The sequence below is a fragment of the Asticcacaulis machinosus genome (genome assembly GCF_028550435.1).
Lineage (GTDB): Bacteria > Pseudomonadota > Alphaproteobacteria > Caulobacterales > Caulobacteraceae > Asticcacaulis > Asticcacaulis machinosus.
Map to the genome: position 1 here is coordinate 260,112 of NZ_JAQQKV010000003.1, position 21,032 is coordinate 281,143.

The 21,032-nt window shown below is 57.8% G+C and carries 14 protein-coding genes; 8 read left to right on the forward strand and 6 right to left on the reverse strand.

The features are described from left to right. Positions 1 to 64 precede the first annotated feature (64 nt). Entirely contained in the window at positions 65 to 2,836 is a 2,772-nt protein-coding gene (locus tag PQU98_RS14760; protein ID WP_272745724.1) for a DUF5695 domain-containing protein, read from the forward strand. A 149-nt stretch (positions 2,837 to 2,985) separates the two neighbouring features. Then, positions 2,986 to 4,392, forward strand: coding sequence for an APC family permease (locus PQU98_RS14765; protein WP_272745725.1), 1,407 nt, complete (start codon positions 2,986 to 2,988; stop codon positions 4,390 to 4,392). Between the two features lie 143 nt (positions 4,393 to 4,535). Here the strand turns inward: PQU98_RS14765 and PQU98_RS14770 are convergent, their stop codons facing one another. The 4 genes from PQU98_RS14770 to PQU98_RS14785 all read right to left on the reverse strand — a co-directional run bounded on the left by PQU98_RS14770 (position 4,536) and on the right by PQU98_RS14785 (position 8,525). Then, the gene (locus PQU98_RS14770) at positions 4,536 to 5,174 is read right to left on the reverse strand and encodes a GntR family transcriptional regulator (protein ID WP_272745726.1); all 639 of its coding nucleotides are present in this window, start codon (positions 5,172 to 5,174) and stop codon (positions 4,536 to 4,538) included. Positions 5,175 to 5,569: 395 nt separating this feature from the next. After that, positions 5,570 to 6,226 carry a GntR family transcriptional regulator gene (locus tag PQU98_RS14775; protein WP_272745727.1) on the reverse strand — a complete coding sequence of 219 codons (657 nt, stop codon included), beginning with the start codon at positions 6,224 to 6,226 and terminating at the stop codon, positions 5,570 to 5,572. A gap of 149 nt (positions 6,227 to 6,375) precedes the next feature. Further along, positions 6,376 to 7,395, reverse strand: a complete 1,020-nt coding sequence (locus PQU98_RS14780) for a 4-hydroxyproline epimerase (protein ID WP_272745728.1) — start codon at positions 7,393 to 7,395, stop codon at positions 6,376 to 6,378. Positions 7,396 to 7,610: 215 nt separating this feature from the next. Beyond that, positions 7,611 to 8,525, reverse strand: a complete 915-nt coding sequence (locus PQU98_RS14785; RefSeq protein WP_272745729.1) for a dihydrodipicolinate synthase family protein — start codon at positions 8,523 to 8,525, stop codon at positions 7,611 to 7,613. Positions 8,526 to 8,609: 84 nt separating this feature from the next. Between PQU98_RS14785 and PQU98_RS14790 the strand changes: the two genes are divergently transcribed. From PQU98_RS14790 to PQU98_RS14800, 3 genes are read left to right on the forward strand one after another with little or no spacing between them, the layout of a single operon-like run. Then, positions 8,610 to 9,836: an NAD(P)/FAD-dependent oxidoreductase gene (locus tag PQU98_RS14790; protein WP_272745730.1), complete on the forward strand. Its 1,227-nt coding sequence runs from the start codon at positions 8,610 to 8,612 to the stop codon at positions 9,834 to 9,836. A gap of 10 nt (positions 9,837 to 9,846) precedes the next feature. Next, positions 9,847 to 11,025: a M24 family metallopeptidase gene (locus PQU98_RS14795; RefSeq protein ID WP_272745731.1), complete on the forward strand. Its 1,179-nt coding sequence runs from the start codon at positions 9,847 to 9,849 to the stop codon at positions 11,023 to 11,025. A gap of 27 nt (positions 11,026 to 11,052) precedes the next feature. Continuing rightward, a complete protein-coding gene (locus tag PQU98_RS14800; RefSeq protein WP_272745732.1) occupies positions 11,053 to 11,373 on the forward strand; it encodes a ribbon-helix-helix protein in 321 nt (106 codons plus the stop codon). Between the two features lie 41 nt (positions 11,374 to 11,414). Here the strand turns inward: PQU98_RS14800 and PQU98_RS14805 are convergent, their stop codons facing one another. Together PQU98_RS14805 and PQU98_RS14810 are read right to left on the reverse strand one after the other, a co-directional pair. Then, on the reverse strand, positions 11,415 to 12,296 hold the full coding sequence (locus tag PQU98_RS14805) for a glycoside hydrolase (protein WP_272745733.1): 882 nt from the start codon (positions 12,294 to 12,296) through the stop codon (positions 11,415 to 11,417). Between the two features lie 2 nt (positions 12,297 to 12,298). Then, positions 12,299 to 14,053, reverse strand: a complete 1,755-nt coding sequence (locus tag PQU98_RS14810; protein WP_272745734.1) for a DUF885 domain-containing protein — start codon at positions 14,051 to 14,053, stop codon at positions 12,299 to 12,301. A gap of 108 nt (positions 14,054 to 14,161) precedes the next feature. On the opposite strand from PQU98_RS14810, the gene PQU98_RS14815 reads away from it, so the two are divergent. The 3 genes from PQU98_RS14815 to PQU98_RS14825 are packed head-to-tail and all read left to right on the forward strand — an operon-like array spanning position 14,162 to position 21,032. After that, positions 14,162 to 16,573 (forward strand): glycoside hydrolase family 127 protein, encoded by a 2,412-nt coding sequence (locus PQU98_RS14815; RefSeq protein ID WP_272745735.1) that lies wholly within the window; start codon positions 14,162 to 14,164, stop codon positions 16,571 to 16,573. 10 nt (positions 16,574 to 16,583) lie between these two features. Next, a complete protein-coding gene (locus tag PQU98_RS14820; protein WP_272745736.1) occupies positions 16,584 to 18,170 on the forward strand; it encodes a family 43 glycosylhydrolase in 1,587 nt (528 codons plus the stop codon). A gap of 24 nt (positions 18,171 to 18,194) precedes the next feature. After that, positions 18,195 to 21,032, forward strand: a complete 2,838-nt coding sequence (locus PQU98_RS14825) for a beta-L-arabinofuranosidase domain-containing protein (RefSeq protein ID WP_272745737.1) — start codon at positions 18,195 to 18,197, stop codon at positions 21,030 to 21,032.

Consider the following 21,032-nt stretch of genomic DNA (forward strand, 5'->3'; position numbering starts at 1 on the left):
TGCCGTGGAAGGACTGCGGCAGACGTTCTTTTCGTCATAAAGACCTATTCGGAGACTGCCCCTAATGACCCGCATCCCCGCCCCGCACCTCACGAGACGGACGAGCCTGATTTCATTAGCTGCCGCCATGACGGCTGGCCCTGCACTGGCCCAAACGGCGCCCAACGCCCAAGGAAATTCATGGAACAGCCCGGATGCGGCCACCACGGTCTTTGAAACACCTGATTTTCTGATTTCACTGCAAGACACCTCCCAGACCCTCGTGTCGCTGGCGCCCAAGGGCGTCGCCGGTGGGTTTGATTTCGCCCCGTCAGGCAAGTTCACCCAGCGCCTGGCCGATGGCTGTTATCGTCTCGGTGACCTTGATCTGCGCGTGCGTTCAGAAGGCGATACGGCATGGAGCGACCACTCAACCGCCTTTAAGCGTGCCAAGGTCAAGGCCCTGCCGAAACCGAAAGGCGCGCTGGCCTCGGCTGATATTACGCCGTCACTGGGGGGCGTGCCGCTGAAAGTTGTCCGCACATGGGCCGTGGTCGGCGGCAAGCTGGTCTTGCGTTTCACCCTGTCGAACCCGACTACAAAAACCGTTGAAGTCGGCGGCTTAGGCATTGCGATGGTGTTTGACAATATCATCACGGGCCGTCATCTGGATGAAGCCCATGATGTGGCGTCGTTCTACGATCCCTATGTCGGTCTCAATGCGGGCTATTTGCAGGTCAATCGCCTGAACGGGCAGGGGCCGTCGCTGCTGGTGCTGCCGGAAACCGATACCGCTAAGTTCGAGCTTTATAAGCCGATCCTCAATGAGCGTGACGCCGAGAAAAAGCTCAAAATCTATAACGACGCCGAACCCCGCAACATGACGTTTGAAGGCTTCTATAGCTGGATGACCAACGCCAAGGGCTTTGCCGATACCGAATGGAAGGGGATCGAGCAGTGGAACACGCCGACCTCGTTCACGCTAAAGCCCGGTCAATCGACCACGGTGGCCGTCAAGTTTGTCCTGTCGCCGACCATCCGTGAGATCGAACCGACCCTGATCAAGCACAAGCGTCCGGTGGCTGTGGGCCTGCCGGGCTATGTCGTGCCGACTGATCTGCCGGCTGATCTGTTCCTGCATGCGCCGAAACCTGTGAAGGCGCTGAGCGTCCATCCCGCCGGTGCGCTGGAGGTATCTTCCGCCAGCACCGTTAAGGGCGGCTGGGTCAAGTATTCGGTGACCGGTAAGGTCTTGGGGCGCGCCCGTATTGACGTGACCTATGCCGACAACACGGTTCAGACCATCCACTATAAGGTCACCAAGCCTCAGGCCGAAGCCGTGGCCGATATGGGCCACTTCCTGACCACCAAGCAGTGGTACGAGAACCCTAACGATCCGTTCAAGCGCTCGCCGTCGATCATGATCTATGACCGCGACAAGAACGAGATCGTACTTCAGGACAACCGCGTCTGGATATCCGGCCTGTCGGACGAAGGCGGCGCCGGTGCCTGGCTGGCCGCGATCATGAAGCAACTGGATAACCCCAAAAAGGAAGAAGTCGCCAAGTTCGAGCGCTTCGCCAACACCACCTTGTGGGGGCAGATACAGACACCGGACGGCCCGGATAAGTACGGCGTGCGCAAGTCGGTAATGTTCTATGATCCTGACACCATGCCCGCAGGTACCTATGATCCGGCCCTGAACTGGAAGGTCTGGTCGGCATGGAACCGTAAGGGCGCCGGTGATCTGGGGCGATCTTACAACTATCCGCATCCGGCGGCGGCGTGGTGGACACTCTATCGTCTGGGCCGCTACCACACCGGCATGACGGCGGGTGAGAGCTGGCAGACCTATCTGACGCGGGCCGCGGAAACGACCAAGGCCATGATGACCAAGGCGCCGTACTACACCCAGTTCGGTCAGATGGAAGGCGATGTCTTCCTCTATATCCTGCTGGATCTTAAGCGCGAGAACATGACCGAACTGGCCGCAGAGGTCGAAACCCTGATGAAGGGCCGCGTCGAAATCTGGCGTAAGCTGAAATATCCGTTCGGCTCGGAAATGCCGTGGGATTCGACCGGTCAGGCCGAAGTCTATATGTGGATGCGTCATTTCGGTCATCAGGATCAAGCCGATGTCACCCGCGAAGTGATCATGGCCTATGATCCGGCCATTCCGCACTGGGGCTATAACGGTTCGGCGCGCCGGTTCTGGGACTTCCTCTATGCCGGTAAGCAGTCGCGCATCGAGCGCCAGCTTCACCACTATGGGTCGTCGCTTAATGCCGTGCCGCTGTTTGATGCTTTCCGCGAAACGCCGGACGATCTTTACATGCTGCGCGTCGCTTACGGCGGCCTGATGGGGTCGCTGACCAATATCGACAACGAAGGCTTTGCTTCGGCGGCGTTCCACTCCTTCCCGGACGCCATGAAGTGGGATGCCATCAACGGCGATTACGGCATGAGCTTCTTTGGTCATGCGGTGACGACGGCGTCTTATCTGGTCAATCATCCAACCTTTGGCTGGACCGGCTTTGGCGGTGTGGTCACGCAATCGGGTTCGGTGATCACCATCGCCCCGAAAGACAGCGGCCGCAGACGCGTATTCATCGCCCCTGCCGGTTTGTGGATCACGCTCGATGCCGGTAAAATCGCGTCGGTCGCCTATGATACGGCATCTGGCATGGTCAGCGTCACGTTTGAAGCCGCCGATCAATATACGCCCAAGGCCTATGTCAATCTGGAGGCGACGGTCAAGGGCGCCAAGACCTACAGCCTGTCGGCACCTAAGGAACTGGGGGCCTATGCCGTCAAGCTGGGCGCGGGCACGACCACAGCGGAACTTACACCCGCATAAATTTCATCAGGCCATGTCGCTCCGGCGGCATGGCCTTTTTTCGCAACAGAGTGACATGTTGCATTTGAAACAAAATGATGACGATATGTTGACAGTGTCGGGATTCGTCATCCTAATTCGGTAAATGGTAGTTCAAGGGGACTTACACAATGGGATTATTTGGGCCGTTAAAGCCTCTGCACAGAGCAGAAGAAGACGGGAAGGCGCTGGCTAAGACGCTGAGCTGGCCGCACCTGATGGCGCTGGGTATCGGCGGCATTATCGGTACGGGGATCTATTCGTTGACAGGCACAGGCGCAGGCTTGGCCGGTCCGGGCGTGCTGCTGTCCTTTGCACTTTGCGGTATTGTCTGCGCCTGTGCGGCCTTGTGCTACACCGAAATGGCGACAATGATCCCGACGGCGGGTTCAGCCTATACCTACACCTATTCTGCATTAGGTGAGACCCTCGCCTGGATTGTCGGATGGGCGTTGATTCTCGAGTATTCTCTGGCCTGTTCGACTGTGGCGGTTAGCTGGTCGGCGCATTTGTTTGGTTGGCTCCATGACGGGGTTGGGCTGCAACTGCCGGCTATGCTTATGAATGCCCCACATGCCGGAGGTCTGATCAACCTGCCCGCCGTGCTGGTATCGCTGGCGGTCATGGGCCTGCTGCTGATTGGTGCACGTGAAAGCGCTACACTCAATATTCTGCTGGTCATTATCAAAATCGTTGCTTTGGGAGCCTTTATCTTTTTCGCGCTCCCGGCGGTGCAGGCCGGTAACTACGATCCGTTCGCCCCTTACGGCTTTCTGGCGCACGAAATGGAAGGTAAGAAATATGGTATCATGGCCGCGGCTGCGATTGTTTTCTTTGCTTTCTTTGGTTTCGATGCGGTCTCGACGTCCGCTGAAGAAGCCAAGAACCCCGGTCGTGACCTGACCATCGGTATTCTGGGCTCTATGGGTATCTCAACCATCATCTATATGCTGGTTGCAGGCGCCGCCGTCGGTGCGGTGAATTTCAAGGAGTTCGCCTTCTCCGGTGAGGCCCTGCCGCATGTTCTGCGCAGCCTTGGTCAGCCTTTAGTTGCTACTCTGGTCGGTGGCGCTGCCCTAGTCGCCTTACCATCCGTCATTCTGGTCATGATGTACGGCCAAAGCCGCATCTTCTTTGTTATGGCCCGCGACGGTCTTCTGCCGCCCGCTGTGGCCAAGGTCAATAAAAAGGGCTCGCCCGCTCTCATCACGACCTTGACCGGTATTTTCGTGGCCGTGTTTGCAGGCTTTTTCCCCCTTGACGAGATTGCAGCCCTTTCCAATGCCGGTACGTTGATCGCCTTCGTAGCGGTGGCTGTGTCGATGCTGGTTCTGCGCAAAAAGATGCCTGACGTCGTGCGCACGTTCAAGACGCCTGCACATTGGTTAGTTGGTCTGGTCACCATCGGCGGCTGTATTTTCATCTTTTCCAGCCTTCAGGTCAAAGCTCAGATGTTTACCCTGATATGGATGGCAATAGGTCTTGCGTTCTACTTCTCCTATGGCCGCTGGAACAGCCGCCTGCGTAAAGGTGCTTAAAGCTTATCTTTAGCCCCTCGCCGGGCGGTGGCTCCGCCACCTTGGCCGTGCCGCAATGGCGGCTTGAGCGGAATGGTTCCCTCAGATCATTCCGCTCTAACCCCAAATGAAAAGGCCCCGGATTTCCGGGGCCTTTTTTATGATTAGTAGTGGTCTTTGAGTTCCTCGAACGTCGCATTGATATGGTCATAGACCAGTTGCGCGACCTCATCGCCCTTGCCGGACATCCAGGCGTCATACATGACCAGATGCTCCTGATGGGCGCGGTCTTCGCTGCCTGCCGCCACCAGATGCTCACAGACATTGCGCTCGGAGATCAGATGAAGCCGCTCGATAAAGCTGATGGTAACCGGTTTGCGCACCGGTTGCACCAGCGACAGGTGGAACAGGCGGTTATAACGACCCACCTCGCTGCGGTCGGACTCGGCGGCCTGTTGCAGGCGGTCGAGGGCGGCGGTGACCGCCAGACGATCTTCGGGGGTGGCGCGCATGGCGGCGATCGCCGCGGCCTGCGGCTCCATGGTCAGGCGAAGACCGTAAGCATCCTCGGCCTCTTCCAGCGACAGCGGCGAGACGAAGAAACCGCGATTGGCCTCCAGCACCACCAGCCCCTCGTTCTGAAGCCGGATCAGCGCTTCACGCACGGGGATTTTGCTGACCCCAAGTTCAGCCGCGATGGCTTCCTGACGAATGGCGTCATGCGGGCTCAAAGTGCCTGACACCAGCCGATCGCGTAAAAGTCTGTAGACCTGTTCGGAAACGGTCTGGACATGTATTCCCATGATAGCACCACTGAAATGATTACCAGCGCTTTCTGGGGCGTACTTCCTGTGTGTTGTTATATCTTATACAATCCATATAGCCGAGATGTGGTGATTTTACGACGGTCGGCTGTAAAAAAAGCCTACACATATTGTTTCATTTAGAGCGAATAATGTTTGGAAGGCAGCCGTCCGATCAAACCGCCATTTGCAGCGCAGCCACCGCCCGGCGAGGGCTGAACAAGCCGCCATTGCGGCGGCGGCCAAGGTGGCGGAGCCACCGCCCGGCGAGGGCTGAACAAGCCGCCATTGCGGCGGCGGCCAAGGTGGCGGAGCCACCGCCCGGCGAGGGCTTTAAAAGTAAAAAAGCCGCAGAGGGCTGCGGCTTTGTAACATCGTTTTTTTTTTTGACCAGATTACCCGGCTTTTTCAGCCTCGAATTGCTTACGCAGATCAACCAGGGTTGAGGCGATGTGCTCATACATCACGGCAGCCACTTCATCGGCCTTACCTGTGGCCCACAGTTCCAGCATAGCGGTATGCTCATTGTGCGCACGGTCACCGCGTCCGGCGGGTTCCAGATGCTTACCCACATAGCGTTCAGAAATGATGTTCAGGCGTTCGATAATCTGAATTGTGACTTGCTTATGCAAGGGGCGAACCAGTGACATATGGAACGCGCGGTTAAGGCGTCCGACCTGAGTTTTATCGGTGATCGCAGCCTGATCAAGGGCATCAAGCGCTTCTTTGGCGGCTTTACGATCGGCATCAGTGGCGACTTTTGAGGCCATGCCGACGGCTTCGGGCTCGATCTTGAGGCGCAGGGCATAGACCTCATCGACCTCATCGGCATTCAGCGGGCGGACAAAAAAACCGCGATTGGCCTGAGACAGCAAAAGCCCGTCCTGTTCAAGACGAGCCAGAGCTTCGCGCAATGGTATCTTGCTGACCCCCAGTTCCGCCGCCAGAGCGTCCTGACGGATGGCAACGTCAACCGGGAACTTGCCTGAGATGATGCGGTCACGCACCAGGGAGAATATTTGCTCTGAGAGCGTCTGAACCACAATGGCCATCTATTAAATCCATTATAACCGAATAATCGGCGTTCCCCTGCGGCCTTTATTCCGTAAGAATTCTGGCACTTTTACTTATAAAGTATACCAGTATTTCATTAAATTGTTACGAAAGGCAAGGGGGGATTCACGCGGTTTTGTTAGCGCTGTCAGACGACCTGAAAGCCTTCCCAGAACTGGTCTTCGCGGTCAATCCAGATGGTGTTGAAGCCGGTCGAAATGGCCGAGCCTTCGATAGACGGAATGATGGCGGCAACACCGTTCAGATCAACCTCTTCGGTCACCATCCCGGTGAACCGACTGGTGATATAGCTTTGATGTATAAAGGGTTCTCCGACTTTCAGCTCGCCCTTGGCGTGCAGGTGGGCCAGTCGTGCCGAAGTGCCGGTGCCGCAGGGTGAGCGGTCAATGGCGCGCTCACCGTAGAATACCGCATTGCGGCCATGAGCCGGGCTAGGCTCACCTTCGGTATTCTTAGGTTTGTCGGCCCACAGGACGTGGCTGACGCCGCGGATGGTCGAATCAAGCGGGTGGACGGGCTCATAGACCTCCCGAACCAGGGTGCGGATCGTGCGCGACAGTTCGATGATTCGCGCGGCCCCCAGATCATCAAGGCCGGTATAGGGGCCGTCGATGGTGGGCTCAATGATGGCGTAATAGTTGCCGCCGTAAGACACATCCAGCGTCAGGTGACCGAAATCCGGTACATCGATTTCGATGCCGGTCTTGGCCAGATAAGCCGGGACATTGGTGATCTTGACCGCCGTGACCTTGGGGCCGTTGGTCTTATAATCGATATTGATGATGCCGGCGGGAACTTCGAGCTTAAGCTTACCCGGTGTGCGCGGTGTGATCAGGCCGTTTTCCAGCGCAAACGTCACCATACCAATGGTGCCGTGGCCGCACATAGGCAGGCAGCCGGAGGTTTCGATAAACAGGATGCCAGCGTCAGTGTCTTCGCGGGTCGGGGGATACAGGAACCCGCCTGACATCATGTCGTGGCCGCGCGGTTCATAGCACAGGCCGGTTCTGATCCAGTCGAAGCGGTTCAGAAAGTCCTGACGCCGCTCGGACATGTTGCTGCCCGTAAGCAACGGCGCGCCACCGGCGACAAGACGGACCGGATTACCGGCGGTATGACCATCGATGCAGAAGAAGGTATGACGCATAAAGCATACTCACGGATAAAGTTTGGCGGCAAAGCCGCAAATACTTTGCCGTGTAATGTCAGGAAAGGGAAAAATCCGCGAAGAACCGCTTCAAGCGGATTTTTCTCATCACAGAGCAATATGCCGAAAAGTGTTTGCGGTTTTCGGCTATAATATTGCGATCAAACAAAAACCAAGGGGGCACATGGGGGGAGGTAACTCCCCCCATGAGTAGTTTAGGCGGCTTTGTGGATCGAGAGGCTTGGACGCGACGCGGCGGCCTCTTCAACCATCTTGGTGACTTCGGCGCGGCGCGCCCCCGTCAGCGGCAGGCGCGGCATACGTACACGCTCAGAGCCACGACCCATGATCTGCTCGGCCAGCTTGATCGACTGAACGAGGTCATGATCGGCATCAAGGTGCAGCAGCGGCAGGAACCAGCGATAGATCTCAAGCGCGGTTTTCAGGTCACCGGCCTTAAGCGCCTTAACCAGCAGAACCGATTCAGCCGGGAAGGCCGAGGTCAGGCCCGAAACCCAGCCCTGAGCACCCAGCAGCAGGCCTTCGTAAGCCACGTCATCCAGACCGGCAAAGATCGAATAACGATCACCGAAAGCGTTATAGACATCGGTGAAGCGGCGGGTATCGGCAGCCGATTCCTTAATGGCGACGATGTTCTTAACCGGACGCAGAGCTTCCAGAGCGTCATTACCAATATTGACGCGGTAGGCGGTCGGATTGTTATAAAGCATGATCGGCAGCGAGGTCGCATTGGCGACTTGGGTGAAGTGCTCAACCAGTTCAGCGGTCTTAGGGACATAAACCATAGCCGGCAGCAGCATCAGGCCAGTGGCGCCGATCTTTTCGGCATCCTTAGCGAATGCGGCTGCGCGCGGGGTGGTCAGTTCGGAGGTGCCGACAACCACCGGCACGCGACCGGCGACGACTTCGACGATAGCGGTCAGGAGTTTACGCTTTTCGTCAGGCTCAAGTGAATTGTTTTCGCCGCAGGTGCCGAGCGCGATGATACCGGTAACACCGTCATTGATCAGGTCATCAACGACGCGCTGACTGTCAGCATAATCGATTGAAAGATCTTCTTTAAATTGCGTGGTAACGGCCGGAAACACGCCCTGCCAATCGATTTTCATTTTATACTACTCCTGAGTCTTGTATAGGAACATATACCGTATACTATATGCGATGGTGTAATGCAACACAGATTGGTTGGTTAAATGAAGGCGATTGTGGTCGGCGGTGGCGTGGTGGGTTTGAACATCGCTCTGGCGCTCCAGAACAAAAATATCAGCGTTATCTTGCTGGAGGCCGAGCCCGTGCGCAAGGCGGCGTCTTATGGCAATGCCGGACATATAGCGATCGAACAGGTTGAGCCTCTGGCGTCGGTGGCCATGATCCGTTCGGCCTTTAAGCGCTGGTTTGCTCTGGGCGGGGCATTATCGTTTCCGGCAGCAGGTTTTGGGGAATGGCTGCCGTTTTCATGGCGTCTGCTCAAGGCATCGTCGCCCGCCCGGTTCGCCAAAGGCAAGGCCGCACTGTCGGCGCTGATCGCAGAGGCCATGCCCGCCTGGAAACGCAGGGTGGCAGATATAGGTGCGACTGACCTGCTGCGCGAAGACGGACACTTTGTTATATGGGAGACGCCGGAAACCGCGGCCAAGGGCTTGGCAGGATGGAAGGAAACCGACACTGGCACAGCCCGCTTTCGTGAGGTGACCGATGATGAAATGGCGCAGCTTAAAGCCATTACCTCTACGCCCATAGCGGGGGCCATCCGTTTTGAAAATACCGGACAGGTCAGCGACACTGCCCGTCTTCTGAAAACGCTGGAGGCCGTCTTTGTTGAGCGCGGCGGGGTGATCTACTATAAATCCGTGGCCGCCCTTAGCGTCGAAGGCGGGCAGGCTTTCGTAAAACTTAGAGGCGGAGAGATACTGACCGCTGATCGCGTGGTCATCAGTGCGGGCGTGGGATCAAAGGCCCTGCTGGAGCCATTGGGGCACCGCGTCCCCATCATTGCCGAGCGCGGCTATCACATTCAAACGGCGCAGCATGGCTGGCCGAAGGGCTTGCCACCAGTCGTGTTTGAGGATCGTTCGATGATCGTCACAGGGTTTGAAAGCGGTCTGCGCGCGGCCAGTTTTGTGGAACTAAACCGCCCTGATGCGCCCGCCGATGGGCGCAAGTGGCAACGGCTGCGCGGCCATGTCAAGGCGCTGGGCCTGCCATTTGAAGGCGAGGGCGTCGAGTGGATCGGGGCGCGACCAACCCTGCCGGACTATTTGCCTGCCATCGGTAAAAGCGATAAGGCGGATAATCTTTATTATGCGTTTGGTCATCAGCATCTGGGCCTGACGCTGGGGCCGGTGACCGGTGAGATCGTGGCGGACATGATCACCACGGGACATGCGCCCAAAGCCTTTGATTTGAATAGATTTGCGTAAAGGATAGACGATGATCGGTGGATCGACGATTGAGGCCGAACTGGCCAAGCTTAAGCCCCCAGTGGCGGCAGAGGCTATTTCAGCCGCGGAATATCAGGTGCGTCTGGATAAGGCCCGCAAACTGACCCGCGACCTGGGCGCCAAAGCGCTGTTGGTCGGGGCGGGTGCATCGCTACGCTATTTCGCCGGCGTGCCGTGGGGCGCATCGGAGCGGTTGGTGGCCATGTTGCTGCCGGTGGATGGGGAGCCGCTGATTATCTGCCCGTTCTTTGAGCGCGGGTCGTTAGAGGCCGATCTGAAAATTCCGGCCGAACTGCGCCTGTGGCAGGAGGACGAAAGCCCCCACGCCCTGATTAAGCAGGCCATGTCCGACTGGGGCGGCGGGGGCATCGCGGTCGATCCGGCCCTATCATTTGAAATGGTCAGTCGTCTGATGCGCGAAACGGGTCTGGCGATCCAGGAGGCATCCTCAGTGATTAATGGCTGCCGGATGTATAAATCGACCGCCGAACTGGCCCTGATGCAGCAGGCCAAATCCATGACCGAGATTGTGCATAAGGCGACCGCGCGAATCCTGCGTGATGGCATCACCACGACCGAGGTCATCAACTTTATCGAAGCCGCTCACCGTAAGATGGGGGCGGCGGGCAATTCGTTTGTGATTGTGCAGTTCGGCCATGCCACCGCCTATCCGCACGGTCTGCCCGGTGTGCAGACGCTTAACGAGAACGATCTGGTGCTGATCGACACCGGCTGTTACGTGCAGGGCTATACGTCAGATATCACCCGCACCTATATTTACGGTCGGGCCACGCCTGAGCAGCAGCGCATCTGGGATATCGAAAAGGAAGCCCAGGCGGCGGCCTTTGCGGCGGTCGAGGTCGGCAAACCGTGCGAAAGCGTCGACTATGCCGCCCGCGCGATTCTGGAAAGACATGGGCTGGGGCCGGACTATAGCCTGCCCGGTACGCCGCACCGCACCGGGCATGGCATCGGGCTGGCCATCCACGAACCGGCCTATCTGGTGCGTGGCGACAAGACACCGCTTATGCCCGGCATGTGTTTTTCCAATGAACCGATGATCGTGGTGCCGGAGCGCTTTGGCATCCGGCTGGAAGACCATATGTATGTCACCGAAACTGGCGCTAAGTGGTTTACGGAACCGCAGGCCGCGATCGATCGGTTGTAGAATAGGTACTCACGGTGTATATACATCGTGAGTATATTCTCGGAGATCGCCATGTCCAAGGAAGCCGTATTTACCTTGAAAATCGAGCCGGAACTGCGCGAAGCCTTTATGGCGGAAGCCGCCGCCGTGCATCGTCCGGCGTCACAGATCGTGCGGGAATTTATGCGCGACTATGTTGATCAGCAACAAAAGGCCCGTGAATATGATGACTGGTTCCGGGCCGAGGTTGAGGCCGGCCTGAAAGAAGCCGACGACCCTAATACCGTCTGGCATAGCCATGAAGAGGTTAAGGCAAATATGGAGCGCCAGCGTCAGTCGTTTCTCGCCCGGATCAGGGCGGGTGAATGAGGCAGATCATCCGGTTTCTGCACGCCGCCCAAAACCGCTGATCACGAAAAACAGTCGTTGACCAGATCGGCCTTGGCCACGTTCAGGCGGGCGGGGTGCATGTAAAAAGCATCGGTAGGGATGCGGTGGTCGCGGCGGTAGACTTCTGATAATACCTTATAAAGCTCGGGATCGTGGGCCTTTAGGTCATCAGAGGTGGCAATCATCACATCATCGGTCTTATAGGCCTTATTGGAGTTGAACCAGAACTGGGTGCCTTCGGCCCAGTATTCGTCGATGTTCAGCGCCATATAGGCCCCGCGCCACAGGCCCTTTGATTTGGCATTGGCAAAGGCGGCTTCAATACGGCTCATCAGGGCCTGATCGGTTGTGCGGATGGCATTCAGGATATTGTGCGAAAACTCATGGATCATGATGTTTTCACCGTAATAGCGGGTGTTTGGCACGCCTAAGATATTCTCCGCCGCCCCGGTCGTATAAAGTCCGCCCATGCCGCGGGCACGCATCGCCCAGTAATCACGGTCGGTCATCTTGCCGATAGTGGTGTCATAGTCGCGGACATCGCATTTCGACAGGCGCGGATCGTCCTTGGCCGGTTTTTTCCAGTCGCTTTGTTCGGGCAGGTCGGTGGTGGTTTCATCCACCGCCATGACCCCGACGCGCGCCCCTTCGCGGATCAGGGCATCGCGCAGGTCGGGCCGTTCGCTCAACAGATAGACCACGATGTCGCGGGCGGCGAGGATGGCGTCATCCGGCACTTTGGCTGAGGTCGTCACCGGTATGCCGCCTGCATCAGCATATTTGGTATAGAACGGATCGAGGGCCAGCGAGGGCGGCGGGGGCGTGATGACAGGCTGGGCGTAAGATAGGGACGCGGACGCCCCGACCAATGCCAGTCCCAAAAGCCCCGCAGCCGCTTTCATACTTAGTCTTTACCTTCATAAGGGCTGGTGCCACCACGGGCGATGAACTTATCGACCGCCGTTTCCAGCACCGGCAAAGGCACCGAGCCCAGTTCCAGCACGGTATCGTGGAAGGCGCGGATGTCAAACTTTTCACCCAAAGCGGCTTCGGCCTTGGCGCGGGCTTTCCATATCGCCATTTCACCAAGGTAGTAGCTGAGGGCCTGACCCGGCCAGGCGATATAGCGGTCGGTCTCCGTCGTGATTTCGTGCTCACTTAGTGCGGTATTATCGCGCATGAAGGCCATAGTCTGATCGCGGGTCCAGCCCTTGGCGTGGATGCCGGTATCAACCACCAGACGGGCGGCGCGCCACATCTGATAGCTCAGCATCCCGAAGTGCTCATAGGGTGTGTGATACATTCCCATTTCCACACCGAGACGTTCTGCGTACAACGCCCAGCCTTCGCCGTAAGCCGAGATATAGGTGTTCTGGCGGAACTCCGGCAGGCCTTTGTTTTCCATGGCCAGCGGCATCTGGAAGGCGTGGCCGGGGGCGGATTCGTGCAGGGTCAGTGCGGGCAGGGAATAGAGTGGACGGGCGGGCAGGTTATAGGTATTGACCCAGTAACCGCCGGGGCCGCCGCGGCCGCCGGTGTAAAAGGGCGCCAGTTCAGGGGCGACGGGGAAAATGCCGAACCTCATCCGCGGTTGACGGCCGAAATATTTGCCGGACACCGCATCAAATTCCTTGGCGGTCCAGGCGGCACGATCGAGCAGGTCCTGCGGTTTGGTGACATAAAACTGCGGATCGGTGCGCAGGAAGTTCAAAAATGCGGACAGGTCGCCCTCAAACTTGACCTCTTTCATGACGGTGAGCATTTCAGCCTTGATCTTGGCCACTTCATCGAGGCCGATCTGGTGGATTTCCTCCGGTGTCAGATCAAGCGTGGTGTATTCGCGGCTTTGGGCGGCATAAAACGCTTTGCCGTCGGGCAGGTCATAGGCGCCGATTTTGGCCGTGGCCTTGGGCTCATATTCCTTGGTGATGAAGGTTAGCACCGACTGGTGGGCGGGGATAACGCTCTTATTGATCGCCTCAAGCGCCAGCTTTTTCAGTTCCGCCTGTTTATCGGCGGGGATGGAGGCGGGCATGGACTTGAAGGGTTTATAGAATGAGTTGTCCTCACCCTTGGCGTTGATCACGGTGGTCAGGGACACATCACGACCGGCCAGTGCGACCTTAGGCACGGTAAAGCCACGCTTTAAACCTGCGCGCATATTGTCCATGTTCTGGCCAAAATAGCGCGGCATGTCGTTCAACTGACGCAGATAATTGCGGTAATCGGCCTCGGTGCGATAGGTGCCGCCGGTGATGTAGCTGAGGTCGCTCCAGAAGGAGGTATCCCCCGCCAGCGGACGCTCATAGGTCTTGAATTTTTGGGCATTATAGAGCGTTTCGATCTGGAAGCGGTAGATCTGGTAATCGACGGCAGCGGCTTCCGACAGCTTGGATTTATCGATGGCGTCCAGTTGTTTCAGCACGTTCTGCCAGTAGGTCAGTTTCTTATCCTGAGCGGCTTTTGACACGTCGGGCAGGCCGCCGCCGCGCTGATCGGCGGGGATGTCTTCGCTGACTGACATTTGCTCACCGCGCCATTTCCATTCGGTGGTATAGATGTCTTTAAACTGGCTGTCGGTGGCGGGATCGGCAAACGAGGTCATGGCACTTAACGACAAAACAGCGGAAACAGCGGTGGCGGCGAACAGGGACTTCATAGGGTGCGAACCTCACGAACAGAACGAAACAATGTGTCTTGACAATTGTATACAGTATAATGATTGTGGTGCAACTGTCTGACTATTCAAAAATGCGAGGCCGCTATCATGTCCCGACCCGCCCTTATCACCAACCGCCGCGCCCTTCTGGGTGGGGTGGCTGCAAGCACATTTATCAGTGGCCTGAGCCTGCCGGTCATGGCCGCCACAGCGGTGCCGCTCAAGGCCGCGCCCGTGCCGATGAAGGATGTGCGGCTGTTGCCATCGCCGTTCCTCAATGCCGTTGAGGTCAACACCAAATATCTCATGAGCCTTGAGCCCGACCGCCTGCTGCACAACTACCATAAATTCGCGGGCCTGCCGGTCAAGGGCGAAATCTATGGCGGCTGGGAATCGGACACGATTGCCGGGGAAGCTTTGGGCCATTATCTGTCGGCCCTGGCGCTGATGTACGCCCAGACGGGCAATGCTGAATGCATCACCCGCATCAATTACATCATTGCCGAGCTGAAAAAGGTGCAGGCCGCTCATGGTGACGGTTATGTTGCCGGCTTCATGCGTAAGCGCAAAGACGGCACGGTCGTTGATGGCAAAGAGATTTTCCCCGAAATCATGGCCGGTGATATCCGCTCGGCTGGTTTCGATCTCAATGGCTGCTGGGTGCCGTTCTATAACTGGCATAAGCTCTATGCCGGTCTGCTCGATGTTCAGGCCCTGACCGGAAACGATGCCGGTATTCCGATCCTGGTTGGGCTTGGCGGTTACATTGAAAAGGTGTTTGCTGCCCTGAACGATGAGCAGGTGCAAAAGGTTCTGGCCTGCGAATACGGCGGGATCAACGAGAGCTTTGCCGAGCTTTATGTCCGCACCAAGGATGCGCGCTGGCTGGTGCTGGCCGAGCGCATCTATGACAACCGCAATCTTGATCCGCTCAAGGCCGGTGAGGACAAACTGGCCAACTTCCATGCCAATACTCAGGTACCAAAGTTGGTCGGACTGGCGCGTCTTTATGAAATTACCGGCAAGCCGGAGTATCAAAAGGCCTCGTCCTTCTTCTGGGAGCGGGTCACCAACCACCATTCGTTTGCTATTGGTGGTAATGCCGACCGTGAATATTTCTTTGAGCCCGATACCATTTCGGCCCACATCACTGAGCAGACCTGCGAAAGCTGCAACACCTATAATATGATGAAGCTGACGCGTCATCTCTATAGCTGGTCGCCGCAGGCGTCTTATTTTGATTATTATGAGCGGGCGCATCTGAACCACATTCTGGCGCATCAGCACCCTGAGACCGGCATGTTCACCTATATGATGCCGCTGATGTCGGGTACGGCGCGGGAATATTCGACGCCGTTCGATTCGTTCTGGTGCTGCGTGCTGTCGGGGATTGAGAGCCATTCCAAGCACGGCGATTCCATCTATTGGGAAAGCGGCGATACGCTGTTTGTGAACCTGTTTATCCCCTCGACCCTGAACTGGGCCACGAAAAAGGCCGAGTTCGAGCTTCTGACCAAGTACCCCTATGAGGGCAATATCGCGCTGAAGCTCAAGCGTGTGCAGGGGGCGAAATCGTTCACCGTCGCTGTGCGTATTCCGGGTTGGGCCAAGTCAAACACCCTGCTGGTCAATGGCAAGCCGGCGTTGGCCAAGATCGATAAGGGCTATGCCCTGATCACCCGTAAATGGCGCTCCGGCGATGTGGTCACGCTTGATCTGCCGCTCGATCTGCGCTTTGAAGCCGCTGCGGGTAACGATAAGGTCGTGGCGCTACTGCGCGGGCCGATGGTCATGGCCGCTGACCTGGGCGCGGCACCAAAAGCCGATGAAGATCCGGAATATAAGGGCGATGCGCCCGCTTTGGTCGGGGCTGACCTGCTGGCGGGTATTGTGCCGGTCTCAGCCTCTGAGGCCATCTATAAAACCAATGGCATTGGCCGTCCGGGCGACCTGACGTTCAAGCCCTTCTATGCCCAGTATGAACGCCGCAACGCCGTCTATTTCAACCGCTATAACGATGCCGAATGGGCAACGGCTCAGGTGGCGTTCCGTGAGGAGCAGGCCCGCCTGAAAGACCTCGCCGCGCGGTCGGTTGATGTCATGTATCTGGGGGAAATGCAGCCGGAACGGGATCATAACCTGACGACCGGTGGTAACTCATTCCCGGTCGTCTATCGTGGCCGTAAGGGCCGCGATGCCCGCACTATGGGCTTCTTCCAGTTTGACATGAAGGTGACCAAAGACGGCAAAGACGCTGGCCCATTGGTGCTGCAGGCGACCTATTGGGGCTCGGAGTTCAACCGCAGCTTCACGATCGAGATCGACGGCACCGTCATCGCCCATGAACGCCTGTCGGGTCGTCAGCCGGGTGACTGGATCGACGTCAGCTATCCGATCCCGCATAACCTGACCAAGGGTAAGTCAAAGGTCGTGGTCAAGTTCAATCCGCAGGAAGGCAAGACCGCTGGCCCTGTGTTTGGCGTGCGTCTGTTTACCACGGCTGCGGCCAAAGCGGTTTAAGGGGAATACTATGAAACGTTTTGCGGCTTTAAGCCTTTTGCCGTTAATCGCGGCGTGTGCGCCGGTTATCGCCCAAACTCCATTGGAAACCCGTCAGGTTACCGCAACCCATAATCCGATCCTGTCGGACGGGGCGGATTACACGACCGATCCGGCCCCGTTGGTGGTAGGTGACAAATTCTATGTCCTCACCGGCCGCGATATGGCCGAGCCGGGCGTCAACGACTTCATCATGCCGGAATGGCAGATGCTGGAAACCTCTGACCCCAAGTCGAGCAAGTGGACCCACTATCCGCATTTCCTGAAACCGGATGATGTCTTCAAATGGGCGACGCCGGGCCGCGCCTATGCCGCTCAGATCGTGCAGGGGCCGGATAAGAAGTTCTATCTCTATGCGCCGGTGATGCAGAAGGGCACAACCAACAAAGACGGTTTTGCCATTGGTGTAGCCGTCTCGGACAGCCCGACCGGCCCGTGGGTCGATGCCCATCCGAAGGGGCCGGTGGTGTCGCAGTCCTATCCGGTGGCCAATGACATTCAGAACATCGACCCGACGGTTTTGATCGACGATGATCAGCGGGTTTATCTCTACTGGGGCACGTTCGGCCGCCTTAAAGGCGTCGAACTCGAAAAAGACATGGTGACCTTTAAGGGCGCGCCCGTCGATGTGAACACCTTAACCGGTTTCTTTGAGGCGCCTTGGATTTTCAAGCGCAAGGGCATCTATTATATGGCCTATGCCGGCAATAAGGCCGGGCCTGATTCCGAATGTACCGAAGCGGTTTACTATGCCTGTATCGCCTACGGCACCGCCAAGTCGCCGCTGGGGCCGTGGACCTATCGCGGGGTGATGCTCGATCCGGTATCGTCGACCACCTCGCACCCCGGCATCGTTGAATATAAGGGCGAGTGGTACATCGCCTATCACAATGCCGATGCCAAAAATGGCGGCCATTTCCGTCGTTCGGTCGCGGTGGATAAGGTGACCTGGGACGACACCGTCTCCCCGCCCGCCATTGAGGTGGTGGAAACGACCAAGGCTCCGCCGCCGGCGCCCACCCCGACCCGCAATCTGGCCCCTGCCGCCCGCATCGTCGCCTCGAACTCACCCGTGCCGGTGCAATACTGGATCAGGGCGCTCAATGACGGCAAGGTACGCGAAGCGCCGCTGCCGCCCGACACCTGGGGCACATGGTCGCCCAATAACCCCAAGCAGCAGTGGGTGGTTTACCAGTGGGAGCAGGCGCTGAAGTTCAATGGCTCACGCATCTACTTCTGGGGTGATCAGCCCGCCGGTTCCGGTATTGGTGTCGCTCCGCCCAAGGCCTGGCATCTGGAATACTGGTCCGACGCCGACAAAAAATGGACGCCGATTGCCGCCCAGTATCCGGCCGCGACGCTCAACGCCTTTAATGACGTGGCGTTTGAGCCGGTGACCACGCGCTGTCTGCGGGCGGTGTTTGACGCCTCGACTGATGGTAAAACCTATGCCGCCGTGGCCGCCCAGGAATGGGAGGCGCTCTACCCTAGGCCTGTGCTGGTCGAAGCTGCCGACACCAAGCTTGCGGCCTCCGCCACCTGCGTCCCATCTGAATAATTAAATCCGTAAGAGTCCTGACCCATGACCCGCAAATTTACCGCTGAAGCTAATCCTCATCTGTGCCAGCCCGATTGTCGCTGCCTTGACCGGCGCGGGTTTCTGGCCACTGCTGCGGGGGCATCGGTTGCCGCCGGAATCGGGTTGGGCGCAGGTTTTGCCTTTGCCGACACAACCGTAGTCAATCTGGCTAAGGTCGCCGTTCCCTCGACCTCCTTCATGTCGGGCGACGGTAAGCTGACGGCGCTTAATGACGGGGTAGAGCCGCAGAATTCTGCCGACAATGCCGCCACCTCTTATGGTAACTGGCCCAAGACCGGCACCGAATGGGTGCAGTATGACTGGAGCCAGCCGGTGACCACCAATAAGGTCGATGTCTATTGGTGGATCGACGGGCAGGGCGTGGGCGCGCCAAAATCGTGCCGCGTGTTATACTGGAACGGTAAGGCCTTTGTGCCGGTGCCCAATACCAAGGGGCTGGGTGTTAAGGCCAATGGCTACAACACCACCACCTTTGATGAGATCAAGACCGATAAGCTGCGCCTTGAGATCGTCTCGGACGGAAAGCTGTCGACCGGTGTGCTGGAATGGAAGGTCTATAGCTTTGGCGTCGTCCCAGCCTTTGCGCCGGCCGTGGTCGCGGGCGTTGACCGCATCGTCATCAGCGGCGGCAAGACCTATCTGATGGGTAAGGCTGATTGGCTCAAGACAGGCCCCCAGACTGGCAGCCTGTGGCGTAAGGTCTCCGGCCCCGGTCAGGTGACCTTTGCCGATGCCCTGACGCCTGATACGACTGCGACCTTTTCTGAGAACGGCGACTATGTGCTGGAACTGGCCGGTCATGACGGCAATCTCATCACGACCTCGCGCCTTAGGGTCCGGGTTCAGGCCGCGCCGCCGAAAGAGCGTCTGGATGTGGTCTATACCCGTCGCTACAGCCTCGACAGCCCGCTGTGGAATGCCCGCGCCAAGTCTTTGATCGTCAACTGGATTCCGCATTGCATCGACTATTGTGAGCGTACCGATCTGCCGACGGGGCAGGGCGGTATCGACAACTTCTTTGAGGCGGCCAAGGCCAATCGCGGCGAACCGCACGGCCCGCATAAGGGGCTGGTGTTCTCGAATGCCTGGGTACTGCAAACGGTCGAGGCTATCTGTATCGCTCTGATGGTTGACCCGCAGGGCGACGCCGACATGATTAAGGCGCAAGCCCACATGAAGGCGACACTGGATAAATGGATACCGCCAATTCTCGCCGCGCAGGAATCCGATGGCTATCTGCAAACGGCCAAGACTCTGGCCGCGCCCGGCGCGTGGGATAAGCGTTGGGACCCGGCCCATCGCGCCGACCACGAAGGCTATATTGCCGGTTACTTTATTGAGTCGGCCATCAACCACTACACCCTGACCAATGGGCAGGACGTGCGGCTCTATAACGGCGCCAAGAAACTGGCCGATTGCTGGGTTGCCAATGTCGGCCCGGGCAAGATCGAATGGTTCGACGGCCATCAGGAGATGGAGCAGGCGCTGGTGCGCTTTGGTCGCTTCGTCAATGACATGGAAGGCGGCGGGCGTGGCGATGCCTATATCGATCTGGCGCGCTTCCTGCTCGAATCGCGCAAAGGCGGTCATGAATATGACCAGAGCCACCTGCCGCCCGAAAAGCAGTATGAGGCCGTTGGCCACGCCGTCCGTGCCGTCTATTCTTATTCCGCTATGGCCGATATCGCGGCGGAAACCGGCGATATTGAATACCAAAGTGCTGTCATGTCGTTGTGGGATAACATCGTCAACCGCAAATACTATGTCACCGGCGGCATCGGCTCAGGCGAAACTGCCGAAGGCTTTGGCGCGGACTATTCTTTGCGCAACAATGCCTATTGTGAGTCCTGTTCATCGGCAGGGGAGATATTCTTCCAGTATAAGCTCAACCTGGCCTATCATGACGCCAAATACGCCGACCTCTATGAGCAGACCATGTATAACGCTTTGCTGGGCGGCACGGATCTTAACGGCACCAGCTTTGGCTACACCAACCCGCTGATCAACAGTGAGCGCACCCTGTGGCACGTCTGTCCATGCTGCGTCGGCAATATTCCGCGCACGCTTCTGATGGTGCCGACCTGGACTTATGTGAAAGACAAGACGGGCATCTACGTCAATATGTTCGTCGGCTCAAAGATCGTGGTCGACCGCGTCGCCGGCACCGACGTTGAGATGGTGCAAAAGACTGAGTATCCTTGGAAGGGCGCGGTCTCAATCATCGTCAATCCCAAAGAAACCAAGACCTTCACGGTCTATGTGCGCATCCCGAATCGCAAGACCAGCGATCTCTACACCCTGACCCCGGCGGTCAGCGGCGTGAAGTCGTTTAAGGTCAACGGTAAGGTCGTCACCCCTACCATCGAAAAAGGCTATGCCGTCGTCACGCGCGAATGGAAAGCCGGTGACCGCATTGAGCTTGACCTGCCGCTGGCGCCACAACGGATTCATGCCGATGAGCGCATTGAGGCGGACCGTGGGCGCGTCGCTCTGGCCTATGGGCCCTTGGTCTACAATGTCGAAAAAGCCGATCAGCCGAATATCGAGCAGGCTTTGAGCAAGGCACCTATTAAGGCCGAATGGCGCGGCGATCTGCTGGGCGGGGTCATGGCCCTCACCGGTAAGTGGCAGGACGGGTCACCGATGCTGGCCATCCCGAACTATGCCCGTATGAATCGCGTCGGTGAGGCGGCGGCGATCGGTAGCGGCGATGTCGACTTCGCACCGGGGGCGACCACGCCGGTGGCGCAGGCACCGGTCGGGCCGCGGGTGCGGGTGACGGGGCTACAGTCTCAGGTCTGGATTCGCGACAAGGTGTAA